The following is a 20,707-nucleotide window of genomic DNA, read 5'->3' as shown; positions in this document are numbered from 1 at the left end:
GGTAGCGTGAGCCGGGTGATCGATCCGAAGGCGCTGCTCAGCAGCTACGACGCGCTGCTGCGCGACACTCCGCCCTCCCTGCCCGACGGTGTACGGCCCGAGCGCGACGGGCCGGTGCTGCGCATCGTCGGCCAGGCGCGCGGCTTCGTGACGGTGCCGAGCGACCCCGGCGTGCGCGGCGCCGAACTGGACGCGCTGATCGCCCGGCAGCGCGACTACTTCGCGGCGCGCGGCGAGCCGGTGGAGTGGAAGACCTACGGCCACGACCTGCCCGCCGACCTCACCGAGCGCCTGCGGGCGGCCGGGTTCGTACCGGAGGCCCGGGAGTCGGTGCTGTTCGCGCGGGTGGCCGACCTGGCGGCCGAGCCGGCGGTGCCCGACGGCGTCACCCTGCGGCAGGTCACCGCGGCCGCCGACATGCGCCGCATCGCCGCGATGGAGGCGGAGGTCTGGTCGCAGGACGTGAGCTGGATGGCCGACGACCTCACCGCCCGCGTCGCCGCGGACCCCGCCCACATCGCCGTCATGGTGGCCGAGGCCCGGGGCCGGGTGGTGTCGGCGGCCTGGCTGGTCGCCAGGCCCGGCACCGACCTCGGCGGCCTGTGGGGCGGCTCGACGCTCGCGGAGTGGCGCGGACGCGGCATCTACCGCGCCCTCGTCGCCGCCCGCGCCCGCGTCGCGGCCGCGTGGGGTCTGGCCTACCTCCAGGTCGACGCCACCGACGACAGCGCCCCCATCCTCCGCCGCCTCGGCTTCCACCAGGTCACCACCACGACCCCGTACGTGTGGACGCCGCCGCGGGGCTGAGCCCCGGCGGCGCGCCGGACCGACTGCCGAACGCAGCGTCCCGCCCCCGCCGGGAGCGGCGGGGGCGGGACGGGTGAGCGCTCCGGTCAGGACGACAGCGGCAGCCCGCCGCGGTCCTCGATGGCCTCGGCCATCCGCTCGGCCAGGTCGCGCGGGGCGGACCTGCGGGCCGCGCCCTGCTCGTCGTCGGCCGGCACGTCGGCCGCCGGCAGGCCGGGGCAGGTCGAGGCGCTGGGCGGCAGCACTCCGTGGACCAGGTAGCGGTTGACCCGGTCGTTGACGCAGCCGTAGCCGTCGCCGTGGAGGCCGAAGTAGCCGTGGCCGCCGTCGTCGGTGACGATGATCAGGTTGCCGCGGAGCCGCCGGGCCATGGCCGGCCCGCCCTCGTAGGCCGTCTGGGGGTCGTACTCGGCCTGGATCACCAGGCCGGCCGGGTAGCCGTCCCGCTCCAGCTCCACCGGCGGTTCCGGCGGGGTGAAGGAACGGAAGGTGCAGGGGTCCGGTGCGGCGCTGAACACGCCGGTGCCGTAGGGGTGCTCCGTGCGGTACTCGCGCATGGCCTGGTAGTACGGTCCGAGCCGCCCGGGCCAGTCGGCCTCGCAGCGTACGGCGTAGAAGGTGCCGGGCGCCAGTTCCTCGCGCGCCGCGGCCACGGCCAGCCGGACCGCCGCCGCGGCGTCCGCCCGCGCCGACGCCGGGATGTCGCCGGCCTCCAGGGCGAGCAGCAGTTCGGCGAAGAGGTCCCACTCCGCCTGCCAGCGCCCCTGGACCCCGACGAACAGGTCGAAGACCGTCCGGTCGACGCCCTCGACCGGCTCCTCGTGCAGGGCGGCGGCGATCTCCTCGATGGTGGCGCGCACCTCCTCGGCAGTACCGCCCAGTCCGTAGCCGCCGTCGCGCTCGGCCGCCCATTCGGCGAAACGCTGCACGTTCTCGGTGTAGGCGGGTGCCATGGCCAGCCAGGTCTCGCGCCAGATCCGGTCGGGGTGCACCGAGGAGTCCAGCACGCTGCGGTCCAGCCGCTCGGGGAACAGGCTGCCGTACACCGCGCCCAGATACGTGCCGTAGGAGTACCCCACGTAGTTGATCCGCTCCTCGCCGAGCACGGCGCGGACCACGTCCATGTCGCGGGCGGTGTTGGCGGTGCTGATGTACGGGCGCAGGGCGCCGGCCATCCGGTCGCAGCCCTCCTCGGTGGCGCGCGCGTACTCGGTGAACAGCCGGAGCTCTGCGTCGGTGGGCCGGGAGGGCAGTTCCTGCGAACCTTCGGGCACCGAGCAGTTCAGCGCGGTGGAGGCCGCCACACCGCGCGGGTCGAAGCCCACCAGATCGTAGATCTCGCTGATCGGCTGGCCGACGTACAGGTTCGGCATCATCCTCCCGGCGCCTCCGGGTCCGCCCGGGTTCAGCAGCAGGATGCCGCGGCGCCGCTCGGGGTCGGTGGCGGTGCTGCGGCTGATCGCGACCTCGATACGGTCGCCGCCGGGGTCGGTGTAGTCGAGCGGCACGACGATGGTCGCGCACTCCAGTCCTTCCAAGCCCTCACCGGTACAGGCCGACCACTCGACCGGCTGCCGGTGGAACTCCGCCAGCCCGTCGCCGGCGGGCGCCGCCGTCGCCGTGCCGGTGGTGAGGGTGCCGGCCGCCACCAGCAGCCCGACACCGATGGCGAGCACACGCCCGCCGCGTCTTTGCGCATTCACGGAGGTCCTCCTCGGTCGTCCGCACCGGGGGTACGAATGCGAACGAATAGGCATATCGCGCAGATGAGCCTAGAGAGGAGTCGTATGGCGAAAAATCCATCGCCAGACTGGTTTGGCGTCAGCCCGGAGAACCGGACGGCCGTGAGCGGCGGCGCGCGTCCGGCGGATTCCCTGGTAGGTGGCGGCCACGGCGGCGCTCGGCCCGGCGACGGGCCGCGCGGGCTTCCACGATGGGTCCGCGGCGGCCGATCATGACCGGCCGTCGCCGGGATCGGCCCGGGCCGCGCTCCAGGCGCGGAAGTGCCGGGCCGCGAAAGGTAGGACGGGTGGGACTCGAACCCACGACCCAGGGATTATGAGTCCCCTGCTCTGACCGGCTGAGCTACCGTCCCCCGAAAGCCCATGTCTAGCAGGAATTCCGTGGACGCGGGTCACTTTACCGGAGGCGTCGGAGGCCGGTGATCGGTACCGGCGGGCGCCGCGTGCGCGTGGCCGCCGGCGCCGTCGTGCGGGCGGAAATGGGCCCGGATCCGGACGGGGGCTCAGGCGTCCGGGACGCCCAGGCCGCCGGCCACGTCGAGCTCCCGACCGGTGAACTCGCCGGTGAGCATCGGGGTCGCCCTCTCGATGGCGGCGCGGGTCTCCGGCAGCCGCAGGGACTCCTGGTGGCGCTCGCGGCTCTCCCAGACCTCGGTCACCCAGATGGTGTCGGGGTCGTCGGCGGCGCGGGCGACCAGGTAGAGGCGGCAGCCGGCCGCGCGCAGGCCGTCCGAGCCGCTGAGCAGGATGGCGACCACCTCGTCGCGCCGCCCGGGCCGCGCCCTCATCGAGCCGATGTAGCCGTAGGCCATGCCGCCTCCCCCGGCCGGCGTCGTCGGTGGCCGGCACGGACAGCCTGCCATCCGGGTGGGGCGCCGCCGGGCAGCGACACGGGTCCGCCCCGGCGGCGCCGGTGCGCCGCCGGGGCGGGAGTGTCGGGCCCTGCGCGGTCGCGGTCAGGGACTGGAGCAGGTGATGCCACCGGGTGGGGCGGTGCCGCCGGTGGCGACGAAGCCGAAGGTGACGGTGCCGTCGGCCGGTATGGTGCCGTTCCACGCGTTGTTGCGTACCCTGACGGTGCCGCCGGTTCCGGTGCGTTCGCCGTTCCACAGGTTGCTGATCGACTGGCCCGCGGCCAGGGTCATGTCGACGGTCCAGCCGTTGAGCGGGCCGGTGCCGGTGTTGCGGACCGCGACCTCGCCCTGGAAGCCGCCGGACCAGCTGCTGACGGTCCGGTGGGTGGCGGTGCAGGCGCCGGTCGGCTCGCCCGGGTCCTCGCCGCCGGGGTCCTCGCCGCCGCTGGTCAGGACGGGCGTCTGCCAGTTCCGCCACCGGGAGAGGTCGGCGGGCTCCCTGGGCGAGACCCGGATCACGCCGGGACCGCTCCCGGAGCCGCGCAGGAAGGCCTGGATGCTCTGCTGCAGCGGGGCCCGCCACTCCGGCCTGACGGCGCAGTGGTTGCCGTCCTGGACGTCGGACCAGTAGCTGATGTTGCTCCCCGCGCCCAGGGCCCGGTAGACCTCCGCCCCGCCCAGGGCCCCGACGGCACCGGACTGCGAGCCCAGCCAGTCGACGTGCGGGTTCTCCATGATGAAGAGTCCGCGCGGGGCGATCATGCCGACGATCTGGTGGGTGTCCACCGGCAGGTTGGCCGGGCTGCCCGTGAAGGAGCCGAAGGCGTCGCCCAGCCACGGCTGCTCGGAGTAGGCGCTGCTCAGCGGCTGCGCGCCGCTCTCCTGGGCGACCCCGCGGAAGATGGGGACGCCCGCGGTGCCCGACTCGATCGGCATGGTCAGCGCGATGCGCTCGTCGAAGGCGCCGGCCACGAAGGCGCCCTTCCCGAAGCGGGAGCACCCCGTCACGCCGGTCGCGTTCGCGCGCAGGATGCTGCCGTCGGACTGCTCGATGACGTCGATGATCCGGCTGACGCCCCACGACCAGGCCATCAGCAGCCCGGTGCCGCTGTTGGAGCCGTAGATGCTGTAGAAGGCGCCCGACTTGTTGTTCCGCGGGGTGCCCTCCCGTCCCACGGCGTAGGGGTCGAAGTTGATGACCGCGGCGCCGGCGGCGTTGATGGTGGCCGTGTCCGCCCCCATGCCGCCCAGGACGACGACGGCCGGGAAGGGCCCGGAACCGCTCGGCAGGCTGACGCTCGCCGAGAAGCTGGAGCTGCGGCCCTGGTCCGTCACGTTCACCGTGATGCCGGTACGGGAGACCGTGCCCGTGACGCCGGCGGGCGGCGCGGGCTTCTGCCCGTAGACGGATCGCTCGGCCTGCTCCCTGATCTCGGCCCGCCGGCACCGCCAGTCCTCGCGGGTGGAGACGCGGGTGCCGTCGATCCTGGTGAAGGGGTCGGGGAGCAGGGAGCTGGCGGGCGTGGAGCCGGGATCGGGCACCGGGCAGTCGGCCCCGGTGTCCTCTTCGTCCGCGAAGGGCCGCACCGTCTCGGCGGCGCCCGCCTGCGCGGGAAGGGCCGCGGTGAACAGCCCGGCTACGGCCACGAGGGCCGCGAGGGCCAGCAGCCGCGGCCGATGGCGATGGAAGCGCATGAAGACCTCCAGAGGGAGGCACGCGACCGGCGGGCCGGGCTCCCCACCGGACGGCGTCAGGCCGCGTTCCCGCCGGCGCACACCGGTTGGGGGGTGGCCGCGCCGATCCGCCCGGCGGAGCACCGCCACGCATGCGCTGACCGGGAGCCGGAACCGCTTCCCGGCGGGGTAGTTGGACGGACCGACCAACCTGGGAGCGCTCCCATATTACCGATAACTTTTCGCAATCTTCCAGTCACACTCCAAATAACTTCCGGAAACTTTCCGGTCCCACCCGATCCCCAAACCGCAGCAGCGACAAGCCCGCGAAGCGGCGCAGACCCGGAACCAACGCACACCCAGTGGACCGTCACCGTGGAACGAGAACCCACAACCGCACCACGGGAGCGGGCGAAGCCCGCAGCCGGGGGGCTCCGGGGGGTCGTCCCCCGGAAAGACACTGACCGGCCGGCACCTGCCCGCCCCGGGCACCACAGCCTGGGGCGGGCACCCACCACCGACCTGACCCGACAAGGAAGCCCCTGATGGAACTGCCTCCGCACCCGCGCGACCCGCGCCCCGCCTGCGCGAGCGCCACCCAGGAGCAGCCGGCCGCCGACCTGCGGACCGGATACGGCATCGGCGAGGCCACCGCCCTGGCCGTCACCGCCGACGCCGCCGAGATCGCCACCGGCAACCGCCGCTGCGACCGCCTCGACCACCACGCCCGCGCCCTGGCCCACGTCGGCGCCGCCGGCGCCCAGCACCACCGCCCGCCCGGCAACCGACGCCGGCGCCGGGGGCAACGCCCGGGGCGGGCACCACCACCCGACCGCCGACCGAACCCGACAGCAGGGAGCTTCGCCATGCCCACCACCGACCGCCGCATAACCAGCATCGGCCTGATCTCGTTCGGCTACCTGCACGCACCCGCGCCGCGCGCCGACATCCGACGTCGGCTCCGACGACCGACCGTCGACCTTGGCATCCCCGTGACAAGCCGGACATCGCGTCATGCCTCGGAGCCAACATGACAACTCAACGCTGGCTGTCAAGCAACACAGAACTCGTTCCCTTCGGGGTCATACATGACGACATGATCGAGGACACCACCGTCCGCCTCCTCACGCACTGCCGTCGCCCCTGCAGCGACGAGTTCGCCCACCTTCGCGCGGATCAGCTGCTCCCGCTCCGTCATGTCCCAGGGTGGTTCCCCCGCCACTCGGATGTCGATGTGCATCCTGTTCTTCGCAGACTTCCGCTCAGGCACCCTGAGAAATCCGATCGCCGGACCCTTGTGGTTCGGGTCGATAATCGACGCGCCGTCAGGAAAGTCGTAGCCAGGCTCGTCCACATACCCGAGCGCCAAAGCCCAGAACGCGGCAAGCCGACGAGGATCGACCGCGTCGCAACCGAGCGTCCAATGAGTCGCCATGCGCGGAAGCCTATCGAAGCGCGATCACCTGCGCCGGACGCCAGATCACGACCTCACCGTCGCTCCACGAGGTCGTCCACGAGCCACCCTGCCGTCGGCAAGTCCCTCACACAGACCCCATGCGCCCAGCCGGTCGTGGTGCAGATAAGCATCAGTGCGTACAAGATCAAGTCCATCAAGGCCAAGGCGCGCGAACTGCTGGGCTACCCCCATCCGCATTCGGTGCCCAAGGGCGTCTAGGTCGAACAGGCCATCGGCATCTCAACCGACGAGTTCCACTACGCCAAAGACGCCGACGTCGCCTACTTGAAGAACCGATTCCCTGCGCGGCCAGATGTACCTCCACCGCAGCATGCTGCCCCTCGACCAAGCACCCATTGACCGCATCACCCCCGCCGAATGGAAGACCCGCCAAGGCGACCTCTTCGACCTCGCCGAAGACCGCCCACGAACGTGCGCAGGCGCAGCGCACGGCCAGCCAGCGGCCCCGACACGAATTCAACGCGAAGCACGCATACCCCCTTCGGACTCGGCGGAGACAACCCCGCCTCTCACCCCCTGGGACCGCTTCGCCGCCGATCTCGCAGCAACGCCAGCGGACGTTCGCTGATCTCGCAGAGCAATTGCCTAACCACAGGAGGACTCGATGTCGACCTGGACCCTGTTCGACCTCGGCGAGGTGACCCGGTGAGCACCCGGCTGGCCGCAGCGGCGCACGCGGTGGCCTGGCGCCACCTCGCCGCCGCAGCCCGCCCGGCCCTGACCGCCCCCTGGCACCTTGACCGCGGCCCGGAATGCTGCGGGCGGTGTGGCGCCCCTCGCCGGGCCCACCGGAGGTGGACCGCTCACCCCTGCTACCACCGCTGGCAGCCACCGGCCTCTGCGGAGGAAGCCACATGACCACGGACGTTCTCGGCATAACGCCGGCCTTGGCCGCTGCTGGTGTGCCGGTGCTGCCGCTGCGGGCAGGGAAGGTGCCCTTCGGCAACTGCCGCGCGTGTCGGGGCGTGGCGTGCGGGGGCCCCACATGAGAAGTCCGGGCAGCTGCCGGTGCCCTGCGGTGCGCCACGGGTGGGCCGCCGCAACACTGACACCGCCGTGATCACCTCCCCGGCGTGGGCGGTGGCGTGGCGCGAGGCGGTGGGGGTGGCCTACCACCCTGGCGGGGCGCCGGCCTCACCGTGGTGGACCTCGACAACGCCGACGCCGTCGCCTGGGCCCGCCGCCCCCTGCCACCGACCCGGACCGTCGCGACCACCCGCGGGGAGCACTGGATCTACCGGGGTGCCATGCCCTCGGTCAACAACGTCCGGCCCGGGGTCGACATCAAATCGCGCACGGCGCACAGGCCATGGACCTGATCTTCCCGACCGCCGCCTAGGACCGTCAGGCGCTCGGTTCGGTACTCAGTACAGCGGTCAGGCTCGCCCCCAGCACTGGGGGCGAGCCTGACCTGTGGTCTCAGAGTGCTTCGTCGGCTCCTGCGATTGGACTCGAACCAATAACCTGCCGGTTAACAGCCGGCTGCTCTGCCAATTGAGCTACGCAGGATCGCGATCGGCGACCGGCTCGGAGCCGGTCGACAGCCATTAGGTTAGCGCACTCCGCGGGGTGCTCGCTTCAGGTTTATCGGCGCCCGATAGCGTGCACACCGAGAGCAGAGCGCGCGGACCTGCGCGGTACGTGACGTCGCCGCCCGGTTGCGTCAGCTGTCTGCCCGACCGCCGACAAGGGGATTCCCATGGGTTACCGACTCGCCTTCGTCGCGGGCCTCGCCATCGGCTATGTGCTCGGTTCGCGTGCCGGGCGGGAGAGATACGACCAGATCGCCCGCGCGGTGCGCGGCGTCGGTGAGAGCCCGGCGTTCCAGGAGGTCGTGGGGCTGGTGGAGGCTCAGGTGGAGAACGGCTGGCGCACGGTGCGGCGCACGGTGGCCGACCGGCTGCCGGCGGATCCGTTCTCGCCGTCCACGGAGGCCGATCCGTCGCTGTCGCGGCCGAGTCCGGAGCCGGCGCCGGGGAGCGTGCCGGAGCAGGCGCCGCCGGAGGCGGGCCGGGGCTGAGCGCGGCTCAGACGCCCATCTGGAGGCGCAGGTGGCGCAGCGCGTCGGCCGCTTCGGCGCGTGTCTGCGGGTCGTCGGGGTCCAGGCCGTCGTCGTAGCCGGTGTACCAGTTCATCTCGTCGGTGCCGGGGGTGCGGCGGCAGATCAGCCGGACGCCGAGTTCGCCGCGGAGGGGGACGTGCCGGCTGACGACGATCGTGGCGACCACCCGTTCGTGCACCGTCTCGGGGAGCAGTCCCCGGTCGGTGACCTTGAGGAGCCGCCGTTCGCCGGTGGTGGCGGTGAGTTCGAGGCCGTCTTCGGTCCAGCGGGCGTGCTCGACCTCGGACCAGCCGACGCGGCTTCCGTCGGGGAGGTGCAGGGCGTGGGTGGTGGCGGCCAGCGGGCCGTCGGGGCCGCCGCCCCGGCTGAGCACCCTCTCCCCCGGCTCGAGTTTCCGTGCGCCGTCCTCGCGCCTGCGGCGCAACCATCCCATACCGCCAGCGTAGTCGGCCCGCCGAGCCCGCGGGCGGCCGCCGGCAGAGGGCCGGGCCGGGTCACGGTGACGGCGGCTCGCTGCCGAACAGCACGGACGGGGTCGGCACCGGGGGTACGGCGGGCGGTAGCGACTCGTCCATGGCGCGGACCAGGGCGGCGTCGGGGCTGTCCATTTCCAGGGACCAGATGAACAGGCCGCCCAGCCGCCGCTCCGCCACGTAGGCGCCTTTCAGCGCGACGGTCTCCGGGGTGTCGAAGCTCCAGAAGGCGTCGCCGTCGTAGAGCCAGGCGGCGGCCGCCTCGGTGTCGACGCCGCGCTCCCCCTCGGCCTCGGCGAGCACCCGGTAGGACTCTCCGCCGGCGCCGTAGCCGCCGGGGGCGTCGCCCGAGGGGACCTGGTAGAGCCCGTCGTTGCCCGGCGCGACCCCGCTCCAGCCGCGCCCGAAGCCGGGCACGCCGACGACGAGCTTGTGCGCGGGCAGGCCGTGGTCGAGGTAGGCGTCGACGGTCGCGGCCACGCTCAGCCGGGCCTGCGAGGGGTCGTCATCGGGGCTGTGCAGCTGGGCGTGGTGGTTGGTGGTGTCGCTCCACGATCCGTGCAGGTCGTAGCCCTGCACGGAGACGAGGTCGACGTAGTCGAAGATCTCCGGCTCCAGGCCCGCGGCCAGCCGCTCGGGGTCGGCGGAGAAGGTCATCGTGAGGGAGTACTCGCGGCCCGTCTCCGCCTCCAGCTCGTCCAGCCGGCGGCGCAGTTCGGCCACGAGCAGGGTGTAGTTCTCGCGGTCCTCGGGGCGCACCGTGTTGTGCGGGTTGCCGTCGGTGGCGGGCCACTCCCAGTCCAGGTCGATGCCGTCGAAGACGCCGAAGGCGGCGCCCTCGCCGCCCTGCGGCTCGCCGTCGCGCACCGGGAGGTTCCCGCGCAGCCACAGGTCGACGCACGAGCGGGCGAAGGCGCGCCTGGACTCCTCGGTCAGGGCGGCGTCGGAGAAGTGGCGCGACCAGTTCCAGCCGCCGAGCGAGACGGCCGTCCGCAGGCCGGGGTGGGCGGCGCGCAGCTGCCGCAGCTGGTTGAGGTTCCCGGCGAGGGGCTGCTCGTAGGTGTCGGCCACCCCGCTGACGCTCTCCTCGGCGGTGAACCGGCGCTGGTAGTCGCTCCACGGGTCGGTGTCGTCGCCTATGTAGCACTCGCCGTCCGCGTTGAGGTTGCCGAAGGCGTACTGGAGCCGGGTGAGCCGCTCGGCGGCGCCGCTGGTGTGCACGTCGCGGACGAGGTAGCCGCGGTTGGCGACGTTCCAGGCGGCGAAGTAGCCGATGCGCTCGTAGCCGGGGTGCTCGTCGGTGAGGCGGGGCAGCGCCACGAGCAGGGCGGCCGCCAGGGCGGTGGCGGCGGCCGCGGCCGCCAGGATCATCAGGCGCAGCGGTCGGCGGCGGCGGCGCGGCTCGCGGCCTAAGGCGTGGCTCACGGCCTGACGCTACCGGCTGCCGGGCGCCGGTGCGAGCCGGGTGCGGCGGGCCTCAGCCGGCCGGGACCAGGGAGGCGAGCACGGCCTGGTGGTCGGTGCCGGTGACGGTGTGGTCGGTGACCGCGAGCACGGCCATGTCCGGGCTGACCAGGACGTGGTCGAGCCCGACCGGCGGCGGCAGCGGGCTGTCGGCGGGCCAGGTGGCCGCCAGCGCGCGATCGACCTCGGAGTGCGCGTCGTCGAAGTGCGCCAGCAGGCGGCGGAACAGGGAGTGGTCGAGGGTGGCGTTGAAGTCGCCGAGCATGACCGTGTGCTCGGCCCGGGCGCCGGGCCGCTCGGCCGACGCCGACAGCTCGGCCAGCTCCGTCAGCTCCCGCGCCCACACACCGGTGCGGCCGGGTACCGGCGGCATCGGGTGCACGCTCTGCACGGCGATGCCGCGCTCCCCCGCCTCCAGTAGGGCGCCCACCATCGGGAAGGACGAGCCGCCAGGCAGGATCCACTCCTCGGCGATCGGGAAGGCCGAGTACAGCCCCATCCCGGCGACTCCGGGCGCGGGCGCGAGCGAGCGGTGCGGCAGCTCGCCGTGCAGGCCGGCGCGCTCCAGCGCGCCGGCCAGCTCAGGGGTGAGCTCCTGCACGGCCAGCACGTCGACGCCGCCGTCGCGCACCAGCGCCGCCAGTTCGGTCGGGTCGGCGCCGCCGTACTCGGCGTTGAGGGTGAGCACGGTGACGACGTCGGCCGGGTCGTCGGGCGCCTGCGTCGTCGGCAGGTTCACCGGGGCGGCCCGCGGCAGCAGCACGGCGGTGTGCGCCACGACCACGGCGGCGCTCACCGCGAGCAGCCACCGCGAGCGCGCCGCCGCGCTCAGCACCGCGACGAGCACGGCCGCGAACCAGGCGTAGGGCGTGAAGGCGGCCAGCTGCGCCATGGGGGTGAAGGTGTCCAGACCGAACAGGCGGGCCAGGATGAACAGGCCGAGTCCGGCGGCCGCCGCCCCGATGAGCCACCGGGCGGCCCGTCCGATCCGGGACGCCCGCTTCGGCGCCCGCCCCTGCGCTCGGCCCATCCCCTGCCCCGCCTTCCGCGATCGGCGGCACCGCTCCGGCGTCGCGCCGGAAGCGCTTCGCCGCCGTGACGGCTCCGGCCCGTCGGCCCATGATCGGACGGCGCCCTCGGCGGACCGGTTCCGACACTCCGCGCCGCGGGGCCGGACCGCGCGGACGGCACGCGCGAGGCTCGTCCGCACGTCTTCTCCGGATGTTCGCGCCGACCTGGCCGGGACCGGTCAGCGCCGAGTGATCAAGCGGCCCGCCGGAAAGGTCCGCCCACGTCAAGGGGGGCGGATGGCGGAGCGGCTGTGGCGGGCCGACGGCGGCGGCGACGCGCCCGGCGGCCGCTTTGACGACACACAGCCCGCGAAGGGCATGGATTCGGTGGTCTCCGAGGCCGATCTCGCCCGGCTCCGCGCTCTGCTCGCCGACTCGACCGACGAGGACTACCGCTGCGCGCCGGACGGGCCCGCCGCTGCCCCGGACGACGGCCTGGACGAGTGGTCCGCCGCGCCGCGTCCGGTGCACCCCGTCGCCCCCGAACGGCCCGCCGAACCGGAAGAGCCCGCCGTGCCACTCGGACCCGTGCCCGCGTCGGCGCTGCACGTCGACGAGGACGGCCACGACGCGGTCCGGTCGCTCGCCGAGCGGCTGGGCGTGGCCGACGCGGCCGAGGCGCTGCTGGCCCGTACGGACCTGCCCGTCCGCGCGGCGGTGGCGGACTACCTGGCGGTGGCCGGCTCGGAGCGGCTGGCCGGTTCGGAAGGACGGCGGAACGACGTGCTGCGCGATCTGCTCCGCTCCTTCGGCGGCGACCACGGCCACGCGGTGGGCGCGGCGGCCGAGGTCTGGGCGGCGCACCGGCTGCTGGCCGAGGACCGGCTCGCCCCGGGCAGCCGCCTGGCGCTGGACGCGCGGAAGGGCGAGCGGATCGCCCTGGGCTCGGGCACGCTGGTGGACACGGGGACGGTCCCGCAGGCTGACCTGGTGTACCGCACGGCGGACGGGGTGGTCCACTTGGACGAGGTCAAATACGCCGCCCAGACGCTCGCGGACAAGTTGCGCAAGGAGCCTCAGCAGCTGGAAAGGATGCTCAACTGGCGCGCCGGAGACGCCGACCATCGGCACTGCGGGGTGTGGATACGGACCGACCACAGGTGGACCGGTCTTTTCAGCCAGGTGATCCGGAACGGATTGAAGATGCCCGCCATCGAGGTGCTGATCAGGAACGCGGTGCCGGTGAGGGTCGGCGAGCGCGAGTTGCGGACTGATCACCTAGCGGCCCTGCGCGACGCGGTCAAGCGCGCCTTCGACGATCCGGCCAACGCCGTAGCGGGCAAATCGGGAGAATGGTTCAATCAGTACGTACCGGATCTCGATGCGGCACGAACATTTTTGCGGCCTTATGGAGCTGATTTCCTGTGAACTTCCCACCGTTCCCTGCTTCATTGCGACGGCTGCCCGGTCCTTGGTCCATCTCCAGCCCGGATTCGCGGCGCAAGGCGGTGGAAAGCCTGCCTCCCAGTTCGGAGCGCCGGTCGGAAGCGCTGGATGCGCTGGAACGCGTACTCGCCGCCGTCATCGACCTCTGGGACGCCCGCAAGGACGCCTACTCCATGCCGGGGCACTTCGACGACGCCTGGTGGACATATGACCATAACTTCGACCAGCGGATGCCTACGTTTGACGACGTCAGTCCTGAAGCGGTCAGTGATGTCCTGGCCGCCGAGGTCGATCCCCAGACCCTTTTCGGGCTGCCCTGGACCGGGCTTCCCGATGACATCGCCGAAAGGGTCGGGCGGATCTGGCTCTGGTCCAGAGTCGGCGACACCGCTGACCACCTGCTGAAGTGGCTGCACTTGGCGCTCCGCGCCGACGCTGCGGACGATCAGGGAATCGGCCGCGATCGCGCCCGCCTGCTGGTTCTGGTCAAGGAGGCCCTGCCCCGGCTGCCGGAGTGGACCGGATTCCTCGCACTGCTGGTGATCGAGACGCTGGGCGGATCGGACGAGATCGCCTACCTCACCGAACTCGCGAACGACCCGGACGTCCCGGAGCAGACCCGGGCGAACGCCGCCGAGTCGCTGGGCAACCTGCGGGACCGGCTGGCGAAGGAGGGCGGAGCGTCCGCCTCCCCGGAGCGCGCGAGCTGAGGGGGCGAGGGCCTCAGGCGAGGTAGTCGCGCAGCACCTGGGTGCGGGACGGGTGGCGGAGCTTGGCGAGGGTCTTGGACTCAATCTGGCGGATGCGCTCGCGGGTGACGCCGAACTCCTTGCCAACCTGCTCCAGGGTGCGCGGGTGGCCGTCGGCGAGGCCGAAGCGCAGCGCGATGATGCGCTGCTCGCGGTCGGAGAGGGTGTCCAGGATGGAGCCGAGCTGGTCCTGGAGCAGCAGGAAGGCGGCGGCTTCGACCGGGGACACGGCGTCGCCGTCCTCGATGAAGTCGCCGAGGTCGGAGTCCTCCTCGCCGATCGGCGCCTGGAGGGAGACCGGTTCCTGGGCGATCCGCTGGATCTCGATGACGCGCTCGCCGACCAGCCCCATCTCGTGGGCGATCTCGGCGGGGCTGGGCTCGCGGCCGAGCTGCTGGTGCAGCTGGCGCTGGACCCGGACCAGCTTGTTGATGGTCTCGACCATGTGCACCGGGATGCGGATGGTGCGCGCCTGGTCGGCGATCGCCCGGGTGATGGCCTGCCGGATCCACCAGGTGGCGTAGGTGGAGAACTTGTAGCCCTTGGCGTAGTCGAACTTCTCCACCGCGCGGATCAGGCCGAGATTGCCCTCCTGGATCAGGTCCAGGAACATCAGCCCCCGGCCGACGTAGCGCTTGGCGATGGAGACCACCAGCCGCAGATTGGCCTCGATCAGGCGTTCCTTGGCGCGCTCGCCGTCGTGCACCAGCTGTTCGAGGTCCCAGCGCTCGGCCGCGGAGAGGGGCTGGCTCCAGCTCAGCTTCTCCACCGCGAAGAGCCCGGCCTCGATCGATTTGGCAAGGTCGACTTCGTCTTCAGCCGTCAGCAGAGTCACACGGCCGATCTCACGCAGGTAGATCCGGACCAGGTCGCTGGTGGGTGCCCGTCTGCCCAGATCGGTGTCGACCGGGGCCGCGTCCTCGGGGTCCGCGGTCTCGATGACGTCCACGCCCTGCTCCGCGAGGTGGCGGACGACGCGTTCCATCGCGTCGGCAGAGACGTCTGGGCGGTCGAAGGCCGCCGCGATGTCGTCGACTGTGACGCCACCGCGGGCTTTACCACGCGCGACGAGGTCCGCCACCTGGTGGTCCGGCAGCGGCTCGCTCGGCAGCACCGAAAGGCCCACACCCCCAGTGTGCGTCACAATCGTCCGAAATGGTTAGATCTAATTTTGTCACCCTGGTGTTACACAGCCCCGCGACCCCGCTCGTTCAACATGCGTCGGCGCTGTTCAAGCTGGATCAGCTCCAGGAAGAGGGCGTTGTACTCCTCGGCCTGCGCCGCCGGGTCGATCCGCTGCAGGCGTGATTTGACGTTTGCGATCCGCGGATTGATGGAAAGCTCATTGATTCGATCAAGGACCGAGGCGGCGTATCGGTCCAGGGACTCGTCACTGCTGGGTCTGGGCGCCTCGACGGCCAGCTGCGCCACCCGGGCCCGCAGGGCGTCGTCGGCGGCGGCCTCGCGCAGGGCGCTCACCCAGTGCGCGCCGCCCTGCTGGGCGGCGGGCGATGCCAGGCCGCCGAGCTTGGCGATCAGCTGCGCCACGGCGGCGTGCTCGGGGAGTTCGAAGACCTCGGCCGGCAGCTCGTCGAAGCCGGGCAGCAGCGCGGGCTGCTGCACGGCGAGCTTCAGCGCCTCCCAGGCGAGGAATACCATCCGGCCGTCGGCGTTCAGCTGGCTGCGCAGCGGCGCGGGCGGGCGCGGGCGGGCCGGCGCCTCACCGGAGCGCTCGCGGCCGGACTGGTGGGCGTGCTGCCCGACCCGGCGCAGCACGAAGCGCTCGTCCATCAGGCCGAGCCAGCGGTCGAGGTTCACCGCGTAGCGCTGGCGGAGCCCTTCGTCCTTGATGGCGGCGACGATGGGGGCGGCGGCGTCGAGGGCGGCGAGGCGGCCCTCGGTGGTGTCGAGCCTGTGCTGCTCGATGGTGGACCGGATGGCGAACTCGTACAGCGGGGTGCGGGCGGCCACGAGGTCGCGCACGGCCGCCTCGCCCTGGCCGACCCGGAGGTCGCAGGGGTCGAGGCCGTCGGCCTGCACCGCGACGAAGGTCTGGGTGGCGAAGCGGTGCTCGTCGGCGAAGGCGCGCAGCGCGGCCTTGCGGCCGGCTTCGTCGCCGTCGAAGGTGAAGATGACCTCGCCGCTGAAGCGGTCCTGGTCCATCAGCAGCCGGCGCAGCACCTTGATGTGGTCGGCGCCGAAGGAGGTGCCGCAGGTGGCGACGGCGGTGCCGACGCCGGAGAGGTGGCAGGCCATGACGTCGGTGTAGCCCTCGACCACGACGGCCTGGCGCTGCCGGGAGATCTCGCGCTTGGCGGCGTCGATGCCGTAGAGCAGGGTGCTCTTCTTGAACAGCGGGGTCTCGGGGGTGTTGAGGTACTTGGGGCCGTCCTCGGCCGGGTCGAGCTTGCGGGCGCCGAAGCCGACGACATCGCCGGTGACGTCGCGGATGGGCCACATCAGGCGGTTGCGGAAGCGGTCGTAGACGCCGCGCCGGCCCTGGCTGGCGAGGCCGCCTCGGATCAGCTCCTCCTCGGTGAAGCCCTTGCCGCGCAGGTGCCGGGTCAGCGCGTCCCACTCGCGGGGGGCGAAGCCGACGCCGAAGCGCTCGGCGTCGGCCCGCTCGAAGCGGCGCTCGGTGAGGAAGGAGCGGCCCGCCGAGGCGTCGGGGGCGAGCAGGCGCTCGGCGTAGAACTCGGCGGCGGCGCGGTGGGCGTCGAGCAGCCGGGCCCGCTGGCCCTGCTCGTTGCGCGGGACGTACCCGCCCTGCTCGTAGCGGAGTTCGACCCCGGCGCGCTGGGCCAGCCGCTCGATGGCCTCGGCGAAGGTGAGGTGGTCGATCTTCTGCACGAAGGTGATGGCGTCGCCGCCCTCGCCGCAGCCGAAGCAGTAGTAGAGCCCGCGGGCGGGGGTGACGTTGAAGGAGGGCGAGCGCTCGTCGTGGAAGGGGCACAGGCCCTTCAGCGAGCCGCCGCCGGCGTTGCGCAGCTGGAGGTAGTCGCCCACGACCTCGTCGATGGGCGAGCGCTCGCGGACGAGGGCGATGTCCTCGTCACGGATCCGGCCGGCCATGGCCATGAGTCTAGGACGGCGGGCCGACGACGCGGTGCGCCGGAGTGAACTTCCTCCCGCGATGGGGAATCCTGCCCGGGCATGTTCTACTCTCTTCGGTGACAACGTTGTCAACGTCAGCGAGCAGGCGTGACGGCGCATGTCGCACCGGCTCGGCACCTTCGGCCCCCTGGGCAGCCTGGAAGGACCCTCGCACCGTGAGCGGCGCTACCACTCCTGTCGTCGGAGTCGACATCGGCGGGACCACCATTACGGCGGCACTCGTGCACCCCGACGGCACCGTGCTGCACACCAGGGGCACGGCCACCCCGCAGGCCGCCGACGACGGCTCGACCGTGTACGCCGCGCTGGCCGGCCTGGTCGGCGCGGTGATCGCCGACGCGGGCGGCCCGGACGCCGTCGGCGGGGTGGGCGTGGGCAGCGCGGGCCCGCTGGACGCCGCGGCGGGCACGGTCAGCCCGGTCAACATCCCCAGCTGGCGCGGCTTCGCCCTGCTCGACCGGCTGCGCGCGGACTTCCCCGGCCTGCGGGTCCGCCTGGACGGCGACGCCATCTGCTTCGCGCTCGGCGAGTACCGCCACGGCGCCGGGCACGGCAGCGACGGCCTGCTCGGCATGGTCGTGTCCACCGGGGTCGGCGGCGGCCTGATCCTGGACGGCGGCGTCTACCGCGGCCCGACCGGCAATGCCGGGCACATCGGCCACGCCATCGTGGACATGGACGGACCGCCCTGCCCGTGCGGCAGCAAGGGCTGCCTGGAGGTGCTGTCCAGCGGCCCGAACATGGTGCGCTGGGCGCGGGCCGAGGGCTGGGCTCCGCCCGAGGGGGCCGAGCCCACGGCGCGCGAGCTGGCCGAGGCGGCGCGGGCCGGCGATCCGACGGCGCTGCGGGCCTTCGCCCGGGCCGGGCGCGCGGTGGGCGCGGCGATCGTCTCGGCCGCCGCCGTGGTGGACTTCGAGCGCGTGGTCATCGGCGGCGGGGTGGCCCAGGCGGGCGAGCTGCTGTTCGCGCCGGTGCGGGAGGGAATGGCCGAGTTCGCGACGCTGGCCTTCCTGCGCCGGGTGACGGTGCTGCGGTCGGCGCTGGGCGACCGCGCGGGCCTGCTGGGCGCCGCCGAACTCGTCGCCTGAGCCGCACGGCCCGGGCGCTCAGCCTCCGTCGGCCGCCCGCCGGCGGGACCGGTAGGCGCGCATCTTGTGCCGGGCGCCGCAGATGGCCATGCTGCACCACACGCTGTTGTTGCCGGGCGAGCGGTCGTAGAAGACCCAGCGGCACTCCTGCGCCCGGCACACCTTCAGCCGGGCCCGCCGCCCGGCCAGCTCCTCGGCGGCGAGCACGGCCAGCAGCCGGCCCGCCAGCAGGTCCGGACCGGCGGACGCCGTCACGGGCAGCTCGGCGCCGCCGCCGGCCCGCCAGCGCGGCGGCCCGAGCACGGCGGCCGCCCGCGCGCTGAGTTCGGCGGCGGCCCGCTCCGAGCCGCCGGCCAGGTGGTCGCGGAGCGTCTCGCGGAAGCGCACCAACTCGGCGCGGCCGGACTCGTCCAGACCGCCGCCGACACCGGCCCGCTCCCGCAGCCAGGCGCGCGCCCCGGCGAGTTCGGCGAGCGCGTCGTCGCCGGTGAGCCGGTTCACGGTGTTGCAGAAGCGCTCGACGGGGGCCAAGGGGTCCGGCGCGGGCTCGCGGTCGTAGACCATAGCACCACGTTACCGCCTGAGGGTGTTCTGCAGTAACAGGAGCTGTTACCTTCAGATCTATATTGACGGTAACAATCAAGGAGGCCGAGATGACCTGGCAGCTGCCCGAGCGCTTCGACAGCCCGCACGGCGCCGTCCGCTGGACCAGCCGGGGGCGCGGCCGCCCGCTGGTCTTCCTGCACGGCACGCCCTTCTCCTCCTACGTCTGGCGGGAGGTCGCCGCCGCGCTCGCCGAGTCGCACACCGTCTACCTGTGGGACATGCCCGGCTACGGGCGGTCGGAGATGGCCGACGGGCAGGACGTCTCCCTGCCCGCCCAGCAGCGCGTCTTCACCGCGCTGCTGGACCACTGGGGGCTGCGCGAGCCCGACGTGGCCGCGCACGACTTCGGCGGCGCCGTCGCGCTGCGCGCCGCCGTGCTGGACAAGGTCCGCTACCGGCGGCTGGCGCTGCTGAACCCGGTCGCGCTGCGCCCGTGGGGCAGCGACTTCTTCCGGCTGGTGCGCGAGCACGCCGGCGTGTTCGGCGCGCTGCCCGCCGCCCTGCACGAGGCGCTGGTGCGCGGCTACCTCGCCTCCGCCACCCACGGCTCGATGCGTCCCGAGGTCGCCGACGCGCTGGTGGCGCCGTGGCTGGGCCCGGCCGGGCAGGCGGCCTTCGGCCGCCAGATCGCGCAGGCCGACGAGCGCTTCACCGCCGAGGTCGAGGACGGCTACGGCCGGATCGACGTACCTGCCCTGGTGCTGTGGGGGCGCGAGGACCGCTGGCTGCCCGCGAGCCACGCCGGGCGGCTGGCCGAGCGGCTGCCCCGCGCCCGGGTCCGGCTGCTCGACGGCGCCGGCCACCTGGTCCAGGAGGACGCGCCCGCGCGGCTGACCGCCGCCCTGTCCACCTTCCTGGACGCCGAGGACTAGAGCCCGCCGGGCGGGCTCAGCCGCCCGACAGGCGGCGGTGCCAGGCCAGCGCGGAGGTGTCGGTCAGCGAGGCGACCTGGTCCACCACCACCCGCAGCGCGGCGCCGTCGTCGGCCGCGGCCAGGTAAGCGGGGGCGAAGGCGGCGTCCAGGGTGCGCGGCGCGCCGACCCGGATGAGGTGCACCAGCTCCTCGACCAGCTCCCGCTCGCGCGCCTGCTGCTCCCTGGCGCCCGCCCGGGTCATCACGTAGTGGGCGGCGACGGCCTTGAGCACCGCGCACTCCAGCAGCCGACGGCGGGGCACCCGCAGCTCGGCGTCGTAGCGGCGCAGCGCCCCGGCGCCGTGGGCGGCCCGGGTGGCGTCCTCGGCCCCCTGGCAGAAGCGGCCGATCAGCTCGCTGGTGAGGTTCTTCAGCGCCGCCAGCGAACGGATGTCGCCGGTGTACTCGCGCGGCCAGAACGGCTCCGCCAGCAGCCGCTCGAAGACCTCGGCCAGCTCGGCGGGGTCGGCGTCGGTGTAGTCGGCCGCGGCCCGCTCGCACACCTCGCGGCGCTCGCCGGGGTCGCGCAGCGCGCCCAGCTTGATGTGCCCGGTCTGCAGGCCGTCCTCCAGGTCGTGGACGGAGTAGGCGACGTCGTCGGCCCAGTCCATCACCTGGGCCTCGAAGCAGGTGCGCCGGCCGGGCGCCCCCTGCCTGACCCAGGCGAACACCTCGGCGTCGTCGGCGTAGTGGCCGAACTTGCCCGACGGCTCCCCCGGCGCGCCCGCGCGCCGCGGCCAGGGGTACTTCACCGCGGCGTCCAGGGCGGCGCGGGTGAGGTTCAGCCCGGCGCTGGCGCCCTCGGCGGTGAAGACCTTCCCCTCCAGCCGGGTGAGCAGCCGCAGGGTCTGCGCGTTGCCCTCGAAGCCGCCGCACGGGCGGGCGATCGCGTCCAGCGCCGCCTCGCCGTTGTGGCCGAAGGGCGGGTGGCCGAGGTCGTGGGCCAGGCAGGCGGTCTCGACCAGGTCGGGGTCGCTGCCCAGCTCCTGGCCGAGTTCGCGGCCGATCTGCGCCACTTCCAGGGTGTGGGTGAGCCGGGTGCGCGGGAAGTCGCTGGCGCCGGGCTGCACCACCTGGGTCTTGGCCGCCAGCCGGCGCAGCGCCGAGCTGTGCAGCACCCTGGCCCGGTCGCGCCCGAAGGCGGTGCGCCGCCGGCTCTTGGCCGGCTCGGGCACCCAGCGTGCGCGGTCGGCGGGACGGTAGCCGTCGGGCAGGGTCTCGGGCATGG

The 20,707-nt window shown here is 73.3% G+C and carries 19 protein-coding genes and 2 tRNA genes; 8 read left to right on the top strand and 13 right to left on the bottom strand.

The window, feature by feature from the left end; genetic code table 11:
• Positions 1-15 precede the first annotated feature (15 nt).
• Entirely contained in the window at positions 16-807 is a 792-nt protein-coding gene (locus CLV72_RS06650) for a GNAT family N-acetyltransferase (protein ID WP_106241519.1), read from the top strand.
• An 86-nt stretch (positions 808-893) separates the two neighbouring features.
• Here the strand turns inward: CLV72_RS06650 and CLV72_RS06645 are convergent, their stop codons facing one another.
• The 4 genes from CLV72_RS06645 to CLV72_RS06630 form a co-directional block, all read right to left on the bottom strand.
• Positions 894-2,510 carry an alpha/beta hydrolase gene (locus tag CLV72_RS06645; protein WP_170140893.1) on the bottom strand — a complete coding sequence of 539 codons (1,617 nt, stop codon included), beginning with the start codon at positions 2,508-2,510 and terminating at the stop codon, positions 894-896.
• A 318-nt stretch (positions 2,511-2,828) separates the two neighbouring features.
• Positions 2,829-2,902, bottom strand: a tRNA-Ile gene (locus CLV72_RS06640).
• Positions 2,903-3,052: 150 nt separating this feature from the next.
• Positions 3,053-3,361 (bottom strand): putative quinol monooxygenase, encoded by a 309-nt coding sequence (locus tag CLV72_RS06635; protein WP_106240855.1) that lies wholly within the window; start codon positions 3,359-3,361, stop codon positions 3,053-3,055.
• A gap of 144 nt (positions 3,362-3,505) precedes the next feature.
• Positions 3,506-5,098, bottom strand: coding sequence for a cellulose-binding domain-containing protein (locus CLV72_RS06630; protein ID WP_106240852.1), 1,593 nt, complete (start codon positions 5,096-5,098; stop codon positions 3,506-3,508).
• Positions 5,099-5,622: 524 nt separating this feature from the next.
• Here CLV72_RS06630 and CLV72_RS06625 point away from each other — a divergent pair.
• The gene (locus CLV72_RS06625; protein WP_106240849.1) at positions 5,623-6,111 is read left to right on the top strand and encodes a hypothetical protein; all 489 of its coding nucleotides are present in this window, start codon (positions 5,623-5,625) and stop codon (positions 6,109-6,111) included.
• Between the two features lie 17 nt (positions 6,112-6,128).
• On the opposite strand, the gene CLV72_RS06620 is transcribed toward CLV72_RS06625, so the two are convergent.
• Positions 6,129-6,512 carry a VOC family protein gene (locus CLV72_RS06620; RefSeq protein WP_106240846.1) on the bottom strand — a complete coding sequence of 128 codons (384 nt, stop codon included), beginning with the start codon at positions 6,510-6,512 and terminating at the stop codon, positions 6,129-6,131.
• Between the two features lie 1,184 nt (positions 6,513-7,696).
• On the opposite strand from CLV72_RS06620, the gene CLV72_RS32740 reads away from it, so the two are divergent.
• Positions 7,697-7,873: a bifunctional DNA primase/polymerase gene (locus CLV72_RS32740; RefSeq protein ID WP_211302731.1), complete on the top strand. Its 177-nt coding sequence runs from the start codon at positions 7,697-7,699 to the stop codon at positions 7,871-7,873.
• 117 nt (positions 7,874-7,990) lie between these two features.
• On the opposite strand, the gene CLV72_RS06600 is transcribed toward CLV72_RS32740, so the two are convergent.
• Positions 7,991-8,063: transfer RNA gene (locus tag CLV72_RS06600), tRNA-Asn, on the bottom strand.
• Positions 8,064-8,253: 190 nt separating this feature from the next.
• Here CLV72_RS06600 and CLV72_RS06595 point away from each other — a divergent pair.
• Positions 8,254-8,574 (top strand): hypothetical protein, encoded by a 321-nt coding sequence (locus CLV72_RS06595; protein ID WP_106240839.1) that lies wholly within the window; start codon positions 8,254-8,256, stop codon positions 8,572-8,574.
• Positions 8,575-8,581: 7 nt separating this feature from the next.
• Here the strand turns inward: CLV72_RS06595 and CLV72_RS06590 are convergent, their stop codons facing one another.
• The 3 genes from CLV72_RS06590 to CLV72_RS06580 form a co-directional block, all read right to left on the bottom strand.
• The gene (locus CLV72_RS06590; RefSeq protein ID WP_106240836.1) at positions 8,582-9,049 is read right to left on the bottom strand and encodes a hypothetical protein; all 468 of its coding nucleotides are present in this window, start codon (positions 9,047-9,049) and stop codon (positions 8,582-8,584) included.
• 61 nt (positions 9,050-9,110) lie between these two features.
• Positions 9,111-10,514 (bottom strand): glycoside hydrolase family 18 protein, encoded by a 1,404-nt coding sequence (locus CLV72_RS06585; protein ID WP_245929889.1) that lies wholly within the window; start codon positions 10,512-10,514, stop codon positions 9,111-9,113.
• 52 nt (positions 10,515-10,566) lie between these two features.
• On the bottom strand, positions 10,567-11,583 hold the full coding sequence (locus CLV72_RS06580) for an endonuclease/exonuclease/phosphatase family protein (RefSeq protein WP_106240829.1): 1,017 nt from the start codon (positions 11,581-11,583) through the stop codon (positions 10,567-10,569).
• 277 nt (positions 11,584-11,860) lie between these two features.
• On the opposite strand from CLV72_RS06580, the gene CLV72_RS06575 reads away from it, so the two are divergent.
• Positions 11,861-12,991 carry a hypothetical protein gene (locus CLV72_RS06575; protein WP_106240825.1) on the top strand — a complete coding sequence of 377 codons (1,131 nt, stop codon included), beginning with the start codon at positions 11,861-11,863 and terminating at the stop codon, positions 12,989-12,991.
• Complete coding sequence (locus CLV72_RS06570) at positions 12,988-13,719, top strand: hypothetical protein (protein ID WP_146159362.1); 732 nt, start codon at positions 12,988-12,990, stop codon at positions 13,717-13,719. Before CLV72_RS06575 ends, CLV72_RS06570 begins: the two co-directional genes overlap by 4 nt.
• Before the next feature lie 13 nt (positions 13,720-13,732).
• Here the strand turns inward: CLV72_RS06570 and rpoD are convergent, their stop codons facing one another.
• Both rpoD and dnaG read right to left on the bottom strand, forming a co-directional pair.
• Positions 13,733-14,872: an RNA polymerase sigma factor RpoD gene (gene rpoD, locus CLV72_RS06565; RefSeq protein WP_106241515.1), complete on the bottom strand. Its 1,140-nt coding sequence runs from the start codon at positions 14,870-14,872 to the stop codon at positions 13,733-13,735.
• A gap of 71 nt (positions 14,873-14,943) precedes the next feature.
• Entirely contained in the window at positions 14,944-16,830 is a 1,887-nt protein-coding gene (gene dnaG / locus CLV72_RS06560) for a DNA primase (protein ID WP_106241512.1), read from the bottom strand.
• Positions 16,831-17,027: 197 nt separating this feature from the next.
• Here dnaG and CLV72_RS06555 point away from each other — a divergent pair, with 197 nt between their 5' ends.
• Complete coding sequence (locus tag CLV72_RS06555) at positions 17,028-17,960, top strand: ROK family protein (RefSeq protein WP_106240818.1); 933 nt, start codon at positions 17,028-17,030, stop codon at positions 17,958-17,960.
• Between the two features lie 18 nt (positions 17,961-17,978).
• Here the strand turns inward: CLV72_RS06555 and CLV72_RS06550 are convergent, their stop codons facing one another.
• Positions 17,979-18,524, bottom strand: a complete 546-nt coding sequence (locus tag CLV72_RS06550) for a CGNR zinc finger domain-containing protein (protein WP_106240814.1) — start codon at positions 18,522-18,524, stop codon at positions 17,979-17,981.
• Between the two features lie 89 nt (positions 18,525-18,613).
• Between CLV72_RS06550 and CLV72_RS06545 the strand changes: the two genes are divergently transcribed.
• Positions 18,614-19,438, top strand: a complete 825-nt coding sequence (locus CLV72_RS06545; protein ID WP_106240811.1) for an alpha/beta fold hydrolase — start codon at positions 18,614-18,616, stop codon at positions 19,436-19,438.
• Between the two features lie 16 nt (positions 19,439-19,454).
• Here CLV72_RS06545 and CLV72_RS06540 read toward each other — a convergent pair whose 3' ends face one another.
• Positions 19,455-20,705: a deoxyguanosinetriphosphate triphosphohydrolase gene (locus CLV72_RS06540; protein WP_106240807.1), complete on the bottom strand. Its 1,251-nt coding sequence runs from the start codon at positions 20,703-20,705 to the stop codon at positions 19,455-19,457.
• Positions 20,706-20,707 lie beyond the last annotated feature (2 nt).

The sequence above is a fragment of the Allonocardiopsis opalescens genome, from assembly GCF_003002095.1.
Classification (GTDB): Bacteria; Actinomycetota; Actinomycetes; order Streptosporangiales; family Streptosporangiaceae; genus Allonocardiopsis; species Allonocardiopsis opalescens.
This window is presented reverse-complemented; position numbering and strand designations above follow the sequence as displayed.

Bases quoted from the DNA above. Each gene is read 5' to 3' on its own strand.
- CLV72_RS06540 (WP_106240807.1), bottom strand. From the start codon at position 20,705: ATGCCCGAGACCCTGCCCGACGGCTACCGTCCCGCCGACCGCGCACGC.
- CLV72_RS06545 (WP_106240811.1), top strand. From the start codon at position 18,614: ATGACCTGGCAGCTGCCCGAGCGCTTCGACAGCCCGCACGGCGCCGTC.
- dnaG (WP_106241512.1), bottom strand. From the start codon at position 16,830: ATGGCCGGCCGGATCCGTGACGAGGACATCGCCCTCGTCCGCGAGCGC.
- CLV72_RS06635 (WP_106240855.1), bottom strand. From the start codon at position 3,361: ATGGCCTACGGCTACATCGGCTCGATGAGGGCGCGGCCCGGGCGGCGC.
- CLV72_RS06550 (WP_106240814.1), bottom strand. From the start codon at position 18,524: ATGGTCTACGACCGCGAGCCCGCGCCGGACCCCTTGGCCCCCGTCGAG.
- CLV72_RS06580 (WP_106240829.1), bottom strand. From the start codon at position 11,583: ATGGGCCGAGCGCAGGGGCGGGCGCCGAAGCGGGCGTCCCGGATCGGA.
- CLV72_RS06595 (WP_106240839.1), top strand. From the start codon at position 8,254: ATGGGTTACCGACTCGCCTTCGTCGCGGGCCTCGCCATCGGCTATGTG.
- CLV72_RS06620 (WP_106240846.1), bottom strand. From the start codon at position 6,512: ATGGCGACTCATTGGACGCTCGGTTGCGACGCGGTCGATCCTCGTCGG.
- CLV72_RS06575 (WP_106240825.1), top strand. From the start codon at position 11,861: ATGGCGGAGCGGCTGTGGCGGGCCGACGGCGGCGGCGACGCGCCCGGC.
- CLV72_RS06625 (WP_106240849.1), top strand. From the start codon at position 5,623: ATGGAACTGCCTCCGCACCCGCGCGACCCGCGCCCCGCCTGCGCGAGC.
- CLV72_RS06630 (WP_106240852.1), bottom strand. From the start codon at position 5,098: ATGCGCTTCCATCGCCATCGGCCGCGGCTGCTGGCCCTCGCGGCCCTC.
- CLV72_RS06590 (WP_106240836.1), bottom strand. From the start codon at position 9,049: ATGGGATGGTTGCGCCGCAGGCGCGAGGACGGCGCACGGAAACTCGAG.